Source organism: Actinoplanes sp. NPDC048796 (assembly GCF_040650035.1).
In the GTDB taxonomy this organism is placed as follows: domain Bacteria; phylum Actinomycetota; class Actinomycetes; order Mycobacteriales; family Micromonosporaceae; genus Actinoplanes.
Genome location: NZ_JBEZGO010000008.1, coordinates 217785 through 234467 on the forward strand (window position 1 = coordinate 217785; position 16683 = coordinate 234467).

13 protein-coding genes are annotated in these 16683 nt (G+C 70.9%); 7 read left to right on the top strand and 6 right to left on the bottom strand.

The window, feature by feature from the left end; genetic code table 11:
• Positions 1-147: 147 nt before the first annotated feature.
• On the bottom strand, positions 148-1626 hold the full coding sequence (locus AB0C26_RS30255) for a glutamate--cysteine ligase (protein WP_360254396.1): 1479 nt from the start codon (positions 1624-1626) through the stop codon (positions 148-150).
• Positions 1627-1832: 206 nt separating this feature from the next.
• Between AB0C26_RS30255 and AB0C26_RS30260 the strand changes: the two genes are divergently transcribed.
• Positions 1833-3134 (top strand): GDSL-type esterase/lipase family protein, encoded by a 1302-nt coding sequence (locus AB0C26_RS30260; RefSeq protein WP_360254782.1) that lies wholly within the window; start codon positions 1833-1835, stop codon positions 3132-3134.
• A 7-nt stretch (positions 3135-3141) separates the two neighbouring features.
• Here the strand turns inward: AB0C26_RS30260 and AB0C26_RS30265 are convergent, their stop codons facing one another.
• Positions 3142-3663: a hypothetical protein gene (locus tag AB0C26_RS30265; RefSeq protein WP_360254398.1), complete on the bottom strand. Its 522-nt coding sequence runs from the start codon at positions 3661-3663 to the stop codon at positions 3142-3144.
• Positions 3664-6170: 2507 nt separating this feature from the next.
• On the opposite strand from AB0C26_RS30265, the gene AB0C26_RS30270 reads away from it, so the two are divergent.
• Together AB0C26_RS30270 and AB0C26_RS30275 are read left to right on the top strand one after the other, a co-directional pair.
• A complete protein-coding gene (locus AB0C26_RS30270; RefSeq protein ID WP_360254400.1) occupies positions 6171-6530 on the top strand; it encodes a hypothetical protein in 360 nt (119 codons plus the stop codon).
• Positions 6531-6707: 177 nt separating this feature from the next.
• Positions 6708-7847, top strand: coding sequence for a SigB/SigF/SigG family RNA polymerase sigma factor (locus AB0C26_RS30275; protein WP_360254402.1), 1140 nt, complete (start codon positions 6708-6710; stop codon positions 7845-7847).
• 15 nt (positions 7848-7862) lie between these two features.
• Here the strand turns inward: AB0C26_RS30275 and AB0C26_RS30280 are convergent, their stop codons facing one another.
• The 4 genes from AB0C26_RS30280 to AB0C26_RS30295 are packed head-to-tail and all read right to left on the bottom strand — an operon-like array spanning position 7863 to position 12244.
• Positions 7863-8588 (bottom strand): ATPase, encoded by a 726-nt coding sequence (locus AB0C26_RS30280; protein WP_360254404.1) that lies wholly within the window; start codon positions 8586-8588, stop codon positions 7863-7865.
• Between the two features lie 58 nt (positions 8589-8646).
• The gene (locus tag AB0C26_RS30285; RefSeq protein WP_360254406.1) at positions 8647-10500 is read right to left on the bottom strand and encodes a CheR family methyltransferase; all 1854 of its coding nucleotides are present in this window, start codon (positions 10498-10500) and stop codon (positions 8647-8649) included.
• Between the two features lie 20 nt (positions 10501-10520).
• Positions 10521-11513 (bottom strand): chemotaxis protein CheB, encoded by a 993-nt coding sequence (locus tag AB0C26_RS30290; protein ID WP_360254408.1) that lies wholly within the window; start codon positions 11511-11513, stop codon positions 10521-10523.
• Positions 11510-12244, bottom strand: coding sequence for an ATP-binding protein (locus AB0C26_RS30295; RefSeq protein WP_360254410.1), 735 nt, complete (start codon positions 12242-12244; stop codon positions 11510-11512). Before AB0C26_RS30295 ends, AB0C26_RS30290 begins: the two co-directional genes overlap by 4 nt.
• A gap of 125 nt (positions 12245-12369) precedes the next feature.
• Between AB0C26_RS30295 and secA2 the strand changes: the two genes are divergently transcribed.
• From secA2 to AB0C26_RS30315, 4 genes are all read left to right on the top strand, one after another.
• Entirely contained in the window at positions 12370-14664 is a 2295-nt protein-coding gene (gene secA2, locus AB0C26_RS30300; protein ID WP_360254412.1) for an accessory Sec system translocase SecA2, read from the top strand.
• Positions 14665-14778: 114 nt separating this feature from the next.
• The gene (locus AB0C26_RS30305) at positions 14779-15414 is read left to right on the top strand and encodes a winged helix-turn-helix domain-containing protein (protein WP_360254414.1); all 636 of its coding nucleotides are present in this window, start codon (positions 14779-14781) and stop codon (positions 15412-15414) included.
• Positions 15415-15425: 11 nt separating this feature from the next.
• Complete coding sequence (locus AB0C26_RS30310; protein ID WP_360254416.1) at positions 15426-16058, top strand: uridine kinase; 633 nt, start codon at positions 15426-15428, stop codon at positions 16056-16058.
• Between the two features lie 166 nt (positions 16059-16224).
• Complete coding sequence (locus AB0C26_RS30315) at positions 16225-16644, top strand: TraR/DksA C4-type zinc finger protein (protein ID WP_360254418.1); 420 nt, start codon at positions 16225-16227, stop codon at positions 16642-16644.
• The last annotated feature ends 39 nt before the right edge of the window (positions 16645-16683 follow it).

Below are 16683 nucleotides of genomic sequence, written 5' to 3' on the forward strand. Positions count from 1 at the left end.
GGGGTGTCTTTCACCGGGTTTGATCTACTTTGCTTGCCGGGGGGTGTGCTGCGTCGCACCGGCCGGGGGGGCCGGTGCGACGAAAGGTGCAGCAAATGTCAGGTTGTCGGCCGAACGTGAGACATATCCGACTTCTGGCGCTGAGAATCAGGACGGATAGGGCCACTCGTGGACGGGGAGGTTCTCGTGCATCAGCGGAAGGTAGCGCCGAAGCATCTCGTGCAGCGCCTCCTGGCGGTCGTTGCCGTCGGCCTCCAGCGCGTGCAGGGTCTGCACCTGCCACGCGGCCCCGTTTCGGTGGGTCAGGCAGCGCTGCTCGATGATGCCGAGCAGGCGGTCGCGCTCGCTGGCCGAGACGCCCCACTTCTCGAGGCCCTGATGGGCCATCGGCAGCAGCCGGCGCAGCACCAGTTCGGTGACCTGGATGTAGCCGAGGCCGGGCCAGAACACGCTGGCGTCGATGCCGTGCCGGGCGCAGGTGTGGAAGTTCTCCTCGGCCGCGCTGAAGCTCATCTGCGTCCACAGTGGGCGCTCGGCCTCGGCCAGGGTGCGGATCAGGCCGTAATAGAAGGCCGCGTTGGCCATCGTGTCGACCACGGTGGGGCCGGCCGGAAGCACCCGGTTCTCCACCCGCAGATGCGGGCGGCCCTTCACCACGGCGTAGATGGGCCGGTTCCAGCGGTAGATGGTGCCGTTGTGCAGCCGCAACTCGGACAGCTCGGGGATCTCGCCGCGCTCGAGGATCTCGGACGGGTCGGCCTCGTCGCAGATCGGCAGCAGGGCCGGGAAGTAGCGCACGTTCTCCTCGAACAGGTCGAACACGCTGGTGATCCATCGCTCGCCGAACCACACCCGCGGGCGTACCCCCTGTGCCCTTATCTCCTCGGACCGGGTGTCGGTGGCCTGCTCGAACAGCGGGATGCGCGTCTCGCGCCACAGCTCCCGGCCGAACAGCAGCGGGGCGTTGGCGCCCAGGGCGACCTGCACGCCGGCGATGACCTGGGCCGCGTTCCAGTACGCGGCGAACTGCGCCGGGCTCACCTGCAGGTGGAACTGGGTGCTGGTGCAGGCCGACTCGGGCGCGATGGTGTCGGTGGTGACCGCGAGCCGGTCGACGCCGTCGATGCGGATGTCGAGGTCCTCGCCGCGGGCCGCGAAGATCTGCTCGTTGAGCACCTTGTACCGCGGGTTGGCCGACAGCGCCTCCAGCGTCATGTGCTCGCGCCGCAACGTCGGCAGGATGCCGATCATCACGGTGTGCGCGCCGACCTTGCGGGCGTGGGTCTCGGCGTTGTTCAGACTGGCCCGCAGGCTGCGCTCGAGATCGACGTTCTCGTCGCCGGCCAGCCGCCGCGGCGGGACGTTTATCTCGATGTTGAACTGGCCCAGCTCGGTCTGGAAGTCCGGATCCGCGATGGCGCCGAGCACCTCGGAGTTGCGCATCGCCGGGTCGGCCCGCTCGTCGATGAGGTTGAGCTCGATCTCCATGCCGGTGAGCGGCCGCTCGAACTCGAAACGCGACTCGCGCAGCATCGCCGCGAACACGTCCAGACTCCGTCGGATCTTGTGCCTGTACTTGGCGCGGTCCTCACGGGTGAAGTTGGTCTTCTCGACTTCCTCGCCCATGGCACACCACCTTTCTCCGACGAGCTTCAAAGTCCCACACGCTCAGCGTGTCGCGCCAGACGACACCAAAGCATGAGATCGCACAGGGTGTCCCTTCCATCCTCGTCGATGTGATGAAGGTTGACGCCGGGGAACGACACACCAGCGGTACCCGGCTGTGCCGGTTTTCATCCGGACGAGACCCTGGGGAGGGTTGCAGCGTGAGAATGCGGCGCTTGCTCATCGGCGTCGTGGCGGTCTCCGTCCTGTCCACGATTCTCACCGTCACCTATGTGGCCCTCGGACCGCTGCGCGCGGCCCCGCCCGCGCCTCAGGCCACGGCGGCCGTGCTGTCGGGTCCGGAGTGGTCCACGGCCTGGGCCGCCGCGCCCTCGTCCGGATTCCGCAATGGACCGCCCGGCCACACCGTCCGCAACGTGGTGCACACGACGGTGGGCGGCCCGAAGGTCCGCGTCCGGCTCACCAACCGCTTCGGTGCCGGCCCCCTCCTCCTCGGGCACGTCACCGTCGCCGTCTCGGCGCACGCGGGCGGCCGTCGCGACGGCTCGGTCGACGCGAGCGACGGCGGCGCCGCGCCCGGCACGCTGCGCGACGTCCTGTTCAACGGCATCAAACGGGTCTCGGTTCCGGCCGGCGCCGATGTTCTCAGCGATCCGGTCGCGCTCGACGTTCCGGCCGACACCGACCTGCTGGTCACCGTCTGGACGCCGGTCCGGCCCCCGCTGTCGACCTGGCACGTCAACGGCCGGCAGGTGTCGTTCGTCAGCCCGGCCGCGATGGACGTCGCGGCCGACCCCACGAGCGAGCCGTTCACCGCGCGGACCACGGCCTGGTTCTATGTCGCCGGGGTCGACGTGGCCGGTGCGGCCGGCACGGTCGTGGCGTTCGGCGACTCGATCACCGACGGCTCGGCCACCGTCCGGGGCGGCAACCACCGCTGGCCCGACCTGCTCGCCGCCCGCCTGGCGGCCGGCCCCGAGCCGGACTACGGCGTGGCCAACGTGGGCATCGGCGGCAATCGTCTCCTGCTGGACGCCGGACATCCGTACACCAGAATCGCCTCCAGGGCCGGGCGCTCCGGTCAGTCCCGGTTCGCCGGGGACGTCCTCGAGCAGTCCGGCGCCCGCGCGGTGATCATCCTGTTCGGGATCAACGACATCATGCAGCAGCCGCGGCAGGGCGACCCGGCGCGGATCCGGGCCGGCCTGGCCCACCTGGCGGCCCGCGCCCGCGCCCACGGCCTGCGGGTCGTCGTCGGCACGCTGACGCCGTTCCACGGCTGGCGAGCCTGGTCGCCCGCGCTCGACCGGGTGCGCGTGCGGGTCAACGACTGGATCCGGGCCGGCGGTGGCGGCGCCTTCGACGGGATGGCCGACTTCGACCGGGCCGTACGCGATCCGGGCGAGCCGCGCCGGCTCCGCGCCGACTTCGACGGCGGCGACCACCTGCACCCGAACGACGCCGGCATGCAGGCGATGGCCAACGCGGTCCCGCTCGACAAGCTCTGAGGCGGTTCTAGGCCAGAGCCAGGGCCAGCAGGGCGGCGACCACGGCGACGCCGAGGATCGCCTGAAGGAGCAGCGCCGGTCCGAGGTGCGACCACATGGTGGGGATGCGCGGCGTCAGGGGTTGCATCGTCGTGAGGTTGATGACCCGCACCAGGCGTACGGGAAGGGTGTGGTCCTTCTGCGGCGCCGTGGTGGCCTGCACGAGATCACCGCGGTGCAGCGCCGACTGGGGCAGTTGCCCGTGCATCTCGACCTCGTAGGTCTGGCCGAGATCGTCGCGGATCCGCACCGGGGTGACCAGGAACTCGGGACCCTTCTTGAGCTCCTTGAAGCTGCGCCGGGGACCGCGCATCCGCAGGAGCGAGCCGATCATCTGGGTGATGCCGGCCGCCACGAAGATCGCCATCAGGGCGGATTGCCCGATCTTGACCTGCCGGGTGTACGAGGCCTGGAAGCCGGCGAACCGGCCGGTGATGACGGGGCTGACGTGCCGGAGGATCTGCTCGCGGTGCAGCTCGACGTCGTCCATGGGGGATCACCTCCTGAGAAGTATTCACATCGTACGGAGCGCAACTAGATCCACACCGTGAGTGAATTTGTTCGCCCCGCATCGATCTTGAGGGCTTCTCATCGCGCCCACCTGCGCTATCGCCCGGAAATTTCGGCTCGTTCGCCCCGCCCGTCCCCGATCTACGGAAAATCGCGCGAATCGCCCTCCTCCGGCGGTGAACTGTTCTCAGGTTCGCCGAGGCGCGATGGGGGCGGGAAACAGTGGCACCGACGAAGGCGTTCGTGAACCCGGACAGCGTCCTCGCGCGCACCGCCCGGGAAATGCTCGAAGCCCACGCGGGCGCCCGCGGCGAGACGGCGTGCCCCTCCTGCGGCGAACCGTTGCCGTGCGCCGCCGGCCGCGCCGCCGCCGAGGTCCTGGAGGCGGCCGGCTTGGCCGAGGCCTCGGGCCTGGTGTCGGCGTCCCGGCAGGGACGGGGATCTCCGGAGCCGGCCGGGCCGGCATCCTCGGCGTACTTCGGGTATTCGCCGCCCTACTACGCCACACACGCCTCACCGGGCGACTACGCGCCGGCACCACCGAAGCCACCGACTTACGACACCCAGCTGTACGGTCCGGCCGCGGTTCATCCCGAGCCGCCCGCCCTCGATTCTGAGCCGCCGTCCTTCGATCTTGAGCCGCCTCGCTTCGATCTTGAGCCGCCTCCCTTTGATCTTGAGCCGCCCGCTTTCGGCGCGCCGCACCGTGCCCGGCCCGACGAAGGCGCCCACCGCCTGGCCTCTCCCGCAGCACCGAGCGCGGCTGTTTGGGAGCCCACCGCGCCCGCGCCTTGGGAATCCCCGGCGTCTCCTTCCGCGGCATGGGAGCCCTCCGCTTCCGGCCCCGCCCTCGGGGATGCTTCCGCGTCCGGCCTTACCGCCGGAGAGGTTTCCGGGTCAGGCCTCAGCGTTCGGGATGCTTCAGCGCCGGAACTGGCCGCTCGGGAGGTTTCCGGGTTGGGCCTCGGCGCTCGGGATGCCTCCGCGTCCAGCCCTATGACTCGGGAAGTCCCTGGATCGGGTCTGGGGGTTCGCGATGGCTTCGGGCGGGAAGCCCCGGCGGCCGCTGAGCCGGTGGTGCCTGGGCTGAGCGCCGAGCTTCCGCGATGGGGGGAGGACCGGGGCGGCGGCCTTCGCGGGGCGCCCGAAGACAGCCCGGCGGGCTCCGATCCTACGGTTGGTTCCGGCTTCGTGAGCGGACCATCGAAGACGGTTGCCCTCTCATTCGAAACGCCTCCTCCGGCACCGGCGGCCGACGATCACGTCGCCGAGTCGCCGAATCTCCGGGCGGACGACATTCGCTTGGAGCACCCATGGCCGGCCGAGGCCACGCTTTCGGCGGGCGAGCCCTCCCCGTCACTGCCGCGGGTGGCTGCGACGGAACCGAACGAGCCGCCGGTCGAGGGAGACGTTCGGCAGCCGGCCGGGCCGGTAGGTTCGGCTCCTCCGGTGACGCCGCCCGGTATGCCGGTTCCTTCGCTGCCGCCGGACTGGCGCCAGAATCGGCCGTTGGATGCCCCGCGCTTCACGCCGTCGGCGCGCAACGGCTACCCGGCCGCCGTCGGCAAGCCGGTGTCGCCCCCCGCGCGCCCGATGCCGGAGCCGGCTCCGTCCGCCGAGGACCGCCCGCCGCAGCCGCTGACCCCGCCGCCGTTCGAGCCTCCGGTGTCCGCCCAGCGTTTCGAGCCACCGGCCGCCCCGGCGGCCTTCAACCCATCGGCTTCTCCGGCCGCGTCCGGTCCGTCGGCCGCGTCAGGCCTGACGGCCGCCCCGGCCGGGTTCGAGCCGCCGATTGCTCCGGCCACGTTCGAACCTCCGGCTGCGTCTGGTCTGTCCTCGGCGCCGGCCACGTCTGACCCCTCGGCTGCCGCAGCTGCGTCTGGCCCGTCGGCCGCCCCGGCCCCGTTCGAGGCGAGCGCTGCTCCAGCCACGTTCAACCCATCGGCTGCGTTCGGGCAGCCCAGTGTTTCGGCCGCCGCGGGGGCTCCCGCGGCTCCGGGACCATTTGGGTCTCCTGATGTTCCGTCCGGGCTGTCGGGGGCGCCAGTTCGATTCGGCACTCCGGCGGAGGCCGCCGAACCGTCTGCCGCGCCGGTTCCGCAGGGGATGGCTGGTGCTCCCGCGCCGTTCGCGCCGCCGGTGTCGGGTCAGCAAGGAGTGGCGGGCCAGCAAGGAGTGGCGGGCCAGCAAGGAGTGGCGAGCCAGCAAGGAGTGGCCGGCCAGCCGGCCGGGCGGCAGGCGGGGGGAGCGCCGGCCCCTTCCGGGCTGCTTGGAGCGGGGCGCCCGCCAGAGCCCGCTGCGGGCGGATTCGGGCCGGCGGCGGAGCCCAGCGGGTTGCCTCGAGCCGGTACCTCCGGGCCGGGAGCCGGCCGAAGTGGGGCGGACGCGCCGTTTGTTCTTCCGGGTACGAATGACAGCGCCCCCAGTGGCCTTCCCGGCCGGAGTCCGGCGCCGAGCGCCCCCGCCGGGGGCGGCGAGGGGAATGCCGTGCGATTCGGTGGCGGGATCGATGACGCGCCCAGTGGGCTGGGGATCCGCGCCGCCGGCCCGAACCCGGCACCGTCCGAGGGCGCGGGGCAGTTCGGCCGGGCAGAAAACGCGGGGCAGTTCAACCGGGCGGAAAACGCGGGGCAGCTGAACCGGGCGGAAAACGCCGGGCAGTTGAACCGGGCGCCGGGCGAAGGATCCGGGCTGCTCAACCGGGCGCCCGAGGCGGGGCACGTGCCCGCTGGGGGTGCGGGGCGTCCTAACCGGCCGCGGCTCGAGGCGCCGAACATGGGGCAGGTCAACCGGCCGCTCGGTGGTGACGATGGGCAGCCTGACGGGGCGGACGGGCCGTCCGCCTGACGGGGGAAAATTTATTGCACTTCTACAAGTGTTTGTGGTCTCGGCACATCGGGCAGTAACGTCGCCGAGAGGGCGGTCGGGTCGATGACCTCGGCTGCCCGACAGACGTGCGGCCGGGGGGTCGTGTCCCGGCGTGGCCGGGCCGGGCGGCTCGGTCGTCGAGGGGAGAGCCGCGACGTGAAGGCTCGACAGCAGGACCTACCGGGGCACAAGGTGGGCGACGGGCTCGACGACCTGGACGCCGCCGCCCTGGCGTACGCCGAAAGAGCGCAGGACTCGCCGGAAAGTGAGCGGGCCGCGCTGCGCGAGCAGCTCACCCGGCTCTGTCTGCCCTTCGCCGGGCGGATGGCCCGGCGCTACCGGGGGCGCGGCGAGACCTTCGAGGACATCGAGCAGGTGGCCCGGCTGGGACTGGTGAAGGCCGTCGACCGGTACGACCCCGAGCGGGGGTCGTTCACCGCGTACGCCGTCATCACCATCTCGGGGGAGATCAAGCGGCACTTCCGGGACAAGACCTGGGGCGTGCACGTTCCGCGGCGGCTTCAGGATCTCAGTCTCGAGGTCGGGCACGCGACGATGGTGCTGACCAGCATGCTGTCGCGGACGCCGACGGCCGTCGAGATCGCCGAGCGGCTTCATGTCGAGGTCGGCGCCGTCCTGGAGGCGATGGAGTCGTCGGCCGGGTACGCGCCCTCGTCGCTCAACGCGCCCATGGGTGGTGAGGGGGCGGCCGAGTTCGGCGACCTGATCGGTGGCGTCGACAGCGACCTGGAACTGGTCGACGACAAGGTGACAGTGGCCGACCTGCTGTTGCGGCTGCCCGCGCGGGAGCGGCGGATGCTGGCGCTGCGGTTCTACGGCAACCGGACCCAGGCCGAGATCGCGGCCGAGCTGGGCATCTCTCAGATGCACGTGTCGCGGCTGCTCACCCGGGCGCTGACCTGGCTGCGTGAGGCGATGCTGAGTGACGTCCCGCCGCGGTGGGAGGGTGCCGAGTCGCGGCCTGAGCGCAGCCCCATGGAGGTTCTGACCACCCGCGAGGGCGGCGTGGTGCTGGCCCGGGTCCGGGGCGAAGTCGACCGGGACACCGCCGAGCGGCTGCGCCTCAGTCTGCGGCATGCGATCGGCATGGCCGGTGACGAGCCCGTCGTGATCGACCTGTCGGGGGTGCCGCTGCTCGACGCGGCCGGCATCGCCGTGCTGGTGGACGCCGCGTCGGCCGCGTCCGTGGCCGAGGTCGAGTTGCGGCTGAGCGCCGCCCAGCCGTACGTCTCGGGAATCCTGGCCGTGACCGGCCTGGCCGGTCTGCTCACCTGAGGCCAGTCCCGCCGGTCAGTCGCGGGGGCGGGCCAAGGAGGCCCAGACCACCTTGCCGTCGGCCGACGGCATCCAGCCCCAGGCGTGGGCCGACGCGTCGACCAGCAGCAGGCCGCGCCCGCGGTTGAGGCCGGCGACGGCCGGGCCGGGCCGCAGGGGTTCGGCCGGCGAACCGTCCCGTACGGCGATGTTGAGGTAGCGCGGCCGCAGCGACACGCGCAGCGTCATCATCGTGTGCGCGTGGTCGACCACGTTGCTGACCAGCTCGTTCGCGATCAGGCTGGCCGGTGCGACCAGGCCGGGCAGGTCCCAGCGCAGGCAGGCCTCGGTGGCGACGTCGCGGGCGTGCCGGGGCGCCCCGGTCACCGGCAGCAGCTCCTCGGAGAGCGCCGGGAGCGTGGCACCGACCGCGGCCCGGGCGGCTTCCACACCGGCGAAGACGGGCAGCCGGTGATAGGCGGGACCGGTCAGAAGGGCGTGGACCGGCGGCTGGGCGCCGTAGACCAGCACCGGGATGCCGGGCCAGCGGGCGGCCTGGCGGCTGGCGGCGGTGAAGACGGCGAGCGCCAGCGGCTGGTCGACGGTGAGCGCCGAGACGTCCACCAGCACCGCCTCGGGCTGCTCGGCCAGCGCTTTGAGCAGATGAATGTGCACGTCCGCCACGTCGGTCAGGCCTAGCGCGCCGCTCAACCGGACGGTCAGCTCGGACGTGGTGCCCGTGACCTCGTACTCGATGGCCATGTCCCCACCTCCACTCCGACCGACCGCCGGATACCCCGGGGGCTGGAGGCCAAACGGTTCATGAAGACTCGGTGGCCGCTGTCTCCATGACAATGATCGCACCCTCGGGACGGGCGCCACCCTCCCGGCGCCGCAGGGGCGTGCAGGCCACCCGTACGGAAATCGCCTTGCCCCTCCGGTTGACCGCGGCGACCTGCATCTCGGCGTTCTCCCCGTCGGCGCCGAGAGCACCGCGCAGCAGCGGGCGGAGCTGGTCGATCGGCAGGCCGATGTCGAGGTTGAGGAAGTGCTGGCCGATCACCTCGCTGGAGCGCAGACCCCACAGGTCCTCGGCCCGGCTGTTCCACATGCGGATCCGCAGGTCGGGGTCGACCACCGCGACGCCCGCCTGCATGCTGGTCAGCACCGTCTCGAGGAAGTCGTTGGCCTCGTCGAGCTGGGTGCTGCTGATCCGCAGCTGGTCGTTGATGCTCTGCAGCTCGTCGTTGGTGGACTGCAGCTCCTCGTTCATCGTCTCCAGTTCCTCGTTGGTGGACTGGAGCTCTTCGTTGGTGGTCTCCAGCTCCTCGACCGTGGACTGGAGCTCTTCGTTGGTGGTCTCCAGCTCCTCGTTGGTCGACTGAAGCTCCTCGTACGCCGCCTCGAGCTGCTGGTTGGCGTGTTCGAGCTCGTCCTTGAGGCGCCGGGAGGCGGTGACGTCGTGGAAGATGATGTTGACGCCGAGCAGGCTGCCGTCGGCGCCGGCCAGCGGGCTGACCTGGACCTCGAGGTTGAGCTGCTCGGAGCCGCGCTGAAACTCGACGTCCGGGATGCGCAGCGTGCGGCGCTCGAGCTGGGCCTGCTCGATGAAGCGGCGCAGCTCGACCGGGCGGTAGGAGAGCTCGAGGTCACGGAACGGCCGGCCGATGTCGCGGGAGGAGACCCCGAAGATCGTCTCGAGTTGACGGTTGGAGAGCGCGATCATGCCGTCGGAGGTGAGCGAGAGCTGGGCCAGCGGGCTGGCCGCGAAGACCTCGTTGCGCAGCTCGTCGAGGCCGGTCACGGGCAGGCCGCTCGCCTGCGCGGGCTCGGAGAACGCCACGCCGGGGGTCGCGTAGAGCCGGGGCACGCGGCGGAAGACCCGGCGCTTGAGGTCGATCGGCGAGAAGAGGCTGGTGTGGCTGAGCAGCATCTCGGCCTTGCCGAGGAAGAGCACGCCGGCGTCGCGCAGCGCGAAGTGGAACCGGCCGAGGATCTTGGCCTGGGTCTCGGCGTTGAAGTACATCAGCGTGTTACGGCAGGTGAGCAGGTCGATCCGGGAGATCGGGGCGTCCTGCACCAGGTCGTTGCGGCCGAAGATGACCGAACGCCGCAGATCCTTGCGGAACGCGAAGCGGCCACCGCTCACCGGTTCGAAGTAGCGTTCGATCAACTCCGGCGGCACGCCCTGCATCTGGCGTTCGCCGTAGGTGGCCTGACGGGCCTCGTTGAGCTGCTCCTCGTCGACGTCGGTGGCGTAGATCTTGACCCGGTCCTTGAACCCGTCGACGCCGAGCACCTCGGCCAGGACGATGGCCAGGGTGTACGCCTCCTCGCCGGAGGCGCAGCCGGCGCACCACACCCGGATCGGCGCGTTGTCGGCCTTGGCCTCGATGATCGGGGTGAGCACCTCTTTGCTCAGGAAGTCCCAGGCGTCGCCGTCGCGGAAGAAGGCGGTGACGTTGATCAGGACCGTGTTGAAGAGCGCGGTGAACTCTTCCGGGTGCACCTGAAGGAAGTCGAGGTATTCCAGGTAGTCGCCGACGTTCACCTGGCTCATCCGGCGGTTGACCCGCCGCATGAGGCTCGACCTCTTGTACCCGGTGAAGTCGAAACCGCGCGACTCTTTCAGGTAGACCAGAAGCGCCTCGAAGTGGGGATCGGCCGGCTGCACGGCAGAGACGCTACCGGATGTCACGCCGGAGCCTGGTGTTCGCCGAGCCGGTCGATCAGCTTACGGATGGTGGCGGCCGCGGCTTCGGCGTCGTCGGCCAGGCTCTCCAGGCGGACGCCGGTGCCCGAATGCCGGCCGCCGGCCATCCGCCGGCTCAGGGCGGACTTCTCCTCGAGCGCGCGCAGCGCGATCCACAGGGCGCTCTCGAGGGCGAGCGCCTGCTCGTCGAGCAGGCTCTCCGGTGACCAGGCGTGCCCGATCCGGCAGCGGAAGCGGGGCATCGGGTCCGACTCGACCTGAAAGAGGCTGCCGCCGCAGGACGGACATCCGTATCCGGCCGGCTCGGCGATCGTGTCAGTGGTCAGCGTGCTCCTGGGGTCGGTGATGGCGACCTCGAACTCGAGCATGCGGTCGTTGGGCGGGTGTGACTGTGGAAGGTCCATGTCGGCCATCCCGGAAAGCAGCGCCCCCATCTTGGCGGCGGGAAGGACGTGGTCGGGAGTCACCCGGGTCAACGCGGCGCGGGGCATCCAGGGGCAGAGGGCGTCCTCCGGGTCCTGGACGATCGTCGCGCCGCCCTGGGCGGCGATCGTCGCCAGCCCGGAGGCGCCGTCGTCCCGCCAGCCGGAGAGCACCACACCGGCCGCGCGCGGCCCGGCGGCCCGGGCCACCGAACGGAACAGCGGATCGATGGCGGGCCGGTGACCGTTCTCGGCCGGGCCACGGGTGAGCCGCAGCCGGCCGTCCAGCAGCAGCAGGTGATGGTCGCTGGACGCGACGTAGATGTGACCGGGCCGCAGGGCCTCGCCGTCGGCCGCGGCGCCGGCCGGCAGCGGGCCGCTGCGGTCGAGGATCGCCGGCAGGGCGCTGGGCGCGGATCGCGCGACGTGCAGAACGATCAGCAGGACGCCCGGGTAACCCGGGGGAAGACCGGCGACCAGAGAGCGCAAAGCTTCCACGCCTCCGGCGGAGGCGCCCACGGCGACCACATCGCGATGCAGGTTCACAGTCATCCGGCGTTGAGCTGAGTCCAGACCACCTTACCGTCGTTCACCGGCAGCACACCCCACGCCTCGGTCAGATCTCGGACCAGGCGCAGCCCGCGCCCGCCGGCGTCGGTCACCGCGGCCTCGGCCGGCTTCGGCATGCGGCGGCTGTGGTCGCGCACGCTCATGCACAACCGCCCGTCGCGCAGCGCGGTCACGGTGAACTCCATGGTGGTGTGCGCGTGCCGGACGACGTTGGCCACCAGCTCGGTGGCGATCAGCGCGGCGACCGCGGCCAGCTCGCCGCGCTGCCACTTCGCGCAGGCCTGGGTGACCAGGGTCCGCACCTGGCGGCAGGCGTCGGGCACGGGCCGGAGCCGGACGTGGATGCTCGGCGGCTCGGGCTCGGCGGCGCCCTCGGCGATCGCCTCGTCGCAGTCGTCGGCGAACTCCAGGTCCTCGCAGTCGGGGGCCTCGACGACGGTCTGCCGGGTACGGGGGTCGGCGCCGCACACCACGATGGGCACGTTCGGCCATTCCGCCGTCTCGCAGACCGCGGCGCTGAGCGCGGTCAGCCCGAGCGGATCGCCCACGCGCATCTCGGTCACGTCGAGGAGCAACCGGCTCGGCCCGGTGGCCAGGCGCAGGCGGATCGCCTGCTGCAGGGCGTCGCCGGTGAGCTGGTCGAGCGTCCCGTTGATCCGCAGCACGGCGACCGGGCCCGCCTGTTCGGGCCGGCACACCAGCTGATTCGGCAAGGTGCGTTCCCCCTCGGGCTGTGGTCCGTCGGACGATGGTGCCCGGCCGGCGGGTGGGGCAAACGTCGGCGAAGGCGGCAGTGTCGTGACCTAGCGCTCAGGTAAATCGAGTACCGTTGCGCGCCATGGGTGTGTCTCAGCGGCTGAAGGGCCGTTTCCGCAAGTTTCTGCAGCGTCCGGGCACCACGGTCGACCTCGGGCCGCTCCGCAAGAGGTTGCCGGCGATCGAAGCTCACGCGGAGGCCCTCAGCGAGCTGGACGACGAGGCGCTGACCGCCGCCGCCAACGAGGCGAGCGACTACGCCGAGATCTGCTCGGTCGGCCGCGAGGCCGCCTGGCGTGCTCTCGAGCAGAGGCCGTACGACGTGCAGCTGCTGGGCGCGATGGCGCTGCTCGACGGCCGGGTCGCCGAGATGGCCACCGGTGAGGGCAAGACGCTGACCGCCGTCATCGCCGCCTTCGGTCACGTACGGCTGGGCCGTGGCCCGGTGCACGTCCTCACCGTCAACGACTATCTGGCCCGCCGCGACGCGGAGTGGATGGCGCCGGTCTACAAGCTGCTCGGCCTGACCGTCGGCTGGGTCACCGAGACCTCGACCCACGACGAGCGCGTCGAGGCGTACCAGGCCGACGTCACGTACGTGTCGGTCAGCGAGGCCGGCTTCGACTACCTGCGCGACCAGCTGGTCACCGACGTGGCCGACCGGGTGCAGCGCGAGCTGGCCACCGCGATCGTCGACGAGGCCGACTCGATCCTGATCGACGAGGCCCGCGTGCCGATGGTGCTGGCCGGCAGCCTGTCGTCCGAGAGCGACCCGGTGCACGAGGCGGCCGACCTGGTCCGTGACCTGGTCAACGGCAAGGACTACGAGGTGGCCGAGGACGGCCGCAGCGTGGCCTTCACCGAGGCCGGCCTCAAGAAGATCGAGGAGAAGCTCGGCGGCATCGACCTGTACGCCGACGACCAGGTCCTGCAGCTGTCGGCGGTGAACGTCGCGCTGCACGCCGAGACCCTGCTGCGCCGCGACGTCGACTACATCGTGCGCAACGGCTCGGTCGAGCTGATCGACGAGATGCGCGGCCGGGTCGCCCAGCGCCGGCGCTGGCCCGACGGCCTCCAGGCGGCCGTCGAGGCCAAGGAGGGCCTGAGCGAGACCGCCGAGGGCGAGGTGCTCGACACGATCACCGTGCAGGCCTACATCGCCCTCTACAAGACGGTCTGCGGCATGACCGCGACCGCCGTGCACGTCGGCGAGCAGCTGCGCGAGTACTTCAAACTCGAGGTCGCGGTCATCCCGCCGAACACCGAGAACATCCGCGAGGACGAGCCCGACCGCATCTACTCGGCGCACGACACCCGCGACGAGGCGCTGGTCGAGGAAATCAAGATCGCGCACGAGAAGGGCCGCCCGGTGCTGGTCGGCACGCTCGACGTCAAGGCGTCCGAGCTGCTGGCCAAGCAGCTGGCCGCGGCCGGCGTGCCGAGCACCGTGCTCAACGCCAAGAACGACGCCGAGGAGGCGGCCATCATCGCCGAGGCGGGCGCGCTGGGCGCGGTCACCGTCTCGACCCAGATGGCCGGCCGTGGTGTCGACATCCGGCTCGGCGGCAGCGACGAGGCCGACCGCGACCGGGTGGTCGAGCTCGGTGGCCTCTACGTGATCGGCGCCGGCCGGCACGACAGCCGCCGCGTCGACGACCAGCTGCGCGGCCGCGCCGGCCGGCAGGGCGACCCGGGTGGCTCGGTCTTCTTCGTCAGCCTCGAGGACGAGCTGATCACCCGGCACGCGGGCGACATCCTGCCCGCCTCGCCGCGGATGGACATGGACGGCGTCGTGCACGACGACCAGGTCAACTACGCGGTCGAGCACGCCCAGCGGGTGGCCGAGGGCGTCAACCACGAGATCCATCGCAACACCTGGCGCTACAGCGTGGTGATCGAGCAGCAGCGGGTGGCCCTGGCCGAGCGCCGCGAGCGGCTGCTCACCTCCGAGGTGGCGGCGATCATGCTGCTCGAGCGCTCGCCCGAGAAGGCCAAGGAGACCGACGAGGACGTGCTCTCCGAGGCGGCCCGGGCCATCGCGCTCTTCCAGCTCGACCGGCTCTGGGTCGACCACCTGGCCTACCTGTCCGAGGTGCGCGAGGGTGTGCACCTGCGGGCGCTGGGCAAGCTGGACCCGCTCGACGAGTTCCACCGGTCCGCCGTGCCGGCGTTCCAGACGCTGCTGCTCGACGTCGAGAAGCGCACCATCGAGACGTTCGAGGAGACCGACCTCAGCGACGGCTGGGAGCCCGACCGCGCCAAGATCGTGCGGCCGAGCGCGACGTGGACCTATCTGGTGCACGACAACCCGTTCGGCTCCGAGCTCGACCGGCTCATCGCGGCGGTGGGCCGCCGGCTCATTTCGAGCGGCGACTGAACAACGTTCCTCAGGAAAGCGCCGGGCGAACCAGCCCGGCGCTTTTTTGTGGCCGAAGTCTCAAAAACGCCTGTTCGGCGACCCTTAATCAGGTCGACAGAATCCGTTCGGAAAATGCATTTCCGGTCCGGCAAGCTGGTTCTGGAACGGATTTCCCACACTGTGGTTGCCGGGTTGACCCAGCGCCTGCGAAACCGGAAATATCGTTCGCGGTTTACGGAGTGTGATCAGTCGTATTCGCTTTTCCAGGGGGCTGAAACAGAAATGCCGGTCAATGCGATCGAAAGACCGCCCGCGCTCACGCTGACCTTGGCGATCCCGCTCACCGGCGACACGCTCAGCCCGCAGGCCCGCCGATTGATCGAGGCCGTGCGCGAGCTGGTCCAGGACAATCAGGGCACCATCGCGGTCGAAACGCCGCTGGCGGCGGACCAGGCGGGAGCCGGACCCGAGATTCGCCTGCTGACCGGCAGCCGTCAGGTGATGCTCGACGGCGAGATGCTTCCGCTGACCCGGCTCGAGTTCGATCTCCTGCTCTTTCTGGCCGAGCGGCCACGCCGCGTCTTCACCCGCGGCCAGCTGCTGTCCGGCGTCTGGGGCTACGACCACACCGGCGAGCGCACGGTCGACGTCCACGTGCGCCGGCTGCGACTCAAGCTGGGCGGTTCGGTTCCGGTCATCACCACGGTGTACGGGGTGGGCTACCGGCTCGCCGACGACGCGCGGGTGATCGTCCAGCCCCACGGGTAGTCTTTCCCGGCGTGCGTGTGCGACCCGTCTCGACCGGCAACCTCGTGAATGAATTGGCCGATTTCCTGATGAGTCGGGAACCCGACAGTTACCTCCGGGTTGCGGTCGACGGCCCGGCCGCGGCCGACCCCGGAAAACTCGCGGATTCCCTGGTGGATCCGCTTCGGGAGCGGGGCCGTCCGGTGGTGAGGATCGACACGTCGGACTTCCTCCGGCCGGCCTCGGTGCGGCTGGAGTTCGGACGAGACAATCCGGACACTTTCTACGCCGGCTGGTTCGACGAGGCCGGGCTCGCCCGCGAAGTCCTCGACCCCACGGGGCCCGGCGGCTCGGGCCGGGTGGTGACCAAACTGTGGAACGCGTCGACCGACCGGGCGGCCCGGTCCCCGTACGTCTCGCTCGAGAACACCACGGTTGTGCTGGTCAGCGGCCCGTTGCTGCTCGGCGGGGGCCTGGCCTTCGACGTGACGGTGCACCTGGAGATGTCCGAGGGTGCGTTGCTGCGGCGTACGCCCGAAGCGGAACGCTGGACGGTGCCGGCCTTCCGCCGGTACGCCGAGGAGGTCGCGCCCGCCTCCTTCGCCGACGTCGTCGTCCGGGTGGACGATCTGCGCCGTCCGGCGCTCGTCGAAGAACGTTGGTGAAGCGAGTCTGTAGCGCGACCGACCACTGACAGTTATGCTCCGGTTACTTTTTCAGCGGAGGCCCCGTTTGGGATCTTCGGCGGTGGGTATCAGGCGGCACCACGGTGCGATGGGGTCGTCCCCGGGGGAACCCACCGGTAGGGGCAGAGAAGGGCAGGGGGAGCGCATGCTCGTCAATGGAGCGGTTATCACGGGTAAGGGTGCCGCCAAGGTGGGGCGTACGCCGGAGGAGATCGAACAGATCCGGGCCATCCTGCGCGGCCGGTTCGACGACATCAACGCCGAGTACGAGGAAGCGGTGGCCGAGAACCAGAAGCTGCGCCTGGTCGAGATCGGCGACGCCGCCGGCGACGACCAGGCCGACAGCGGGTCCAAGACGGCCGAGCGCGACGCTGCCACGTCCCTGCTGCGGACCCTTCTGGACCGGCGGACCCAGGCCGAGCACGCCATGGCGCGCCTGGACGACGGCACGTACGGCAACTGCGAAGGCTGCTCGAACCCGATCCCCTGGGAGCGGCTCGAGGTCTTCCCGTCGGCCACCACGTGCGTGCACTGCAAGCAGAACCGCGAGCGCCGCGCGGGCTGAGCACACCAGCGTCCCGGGTCCGCCGCTCGTCGAGCGGCG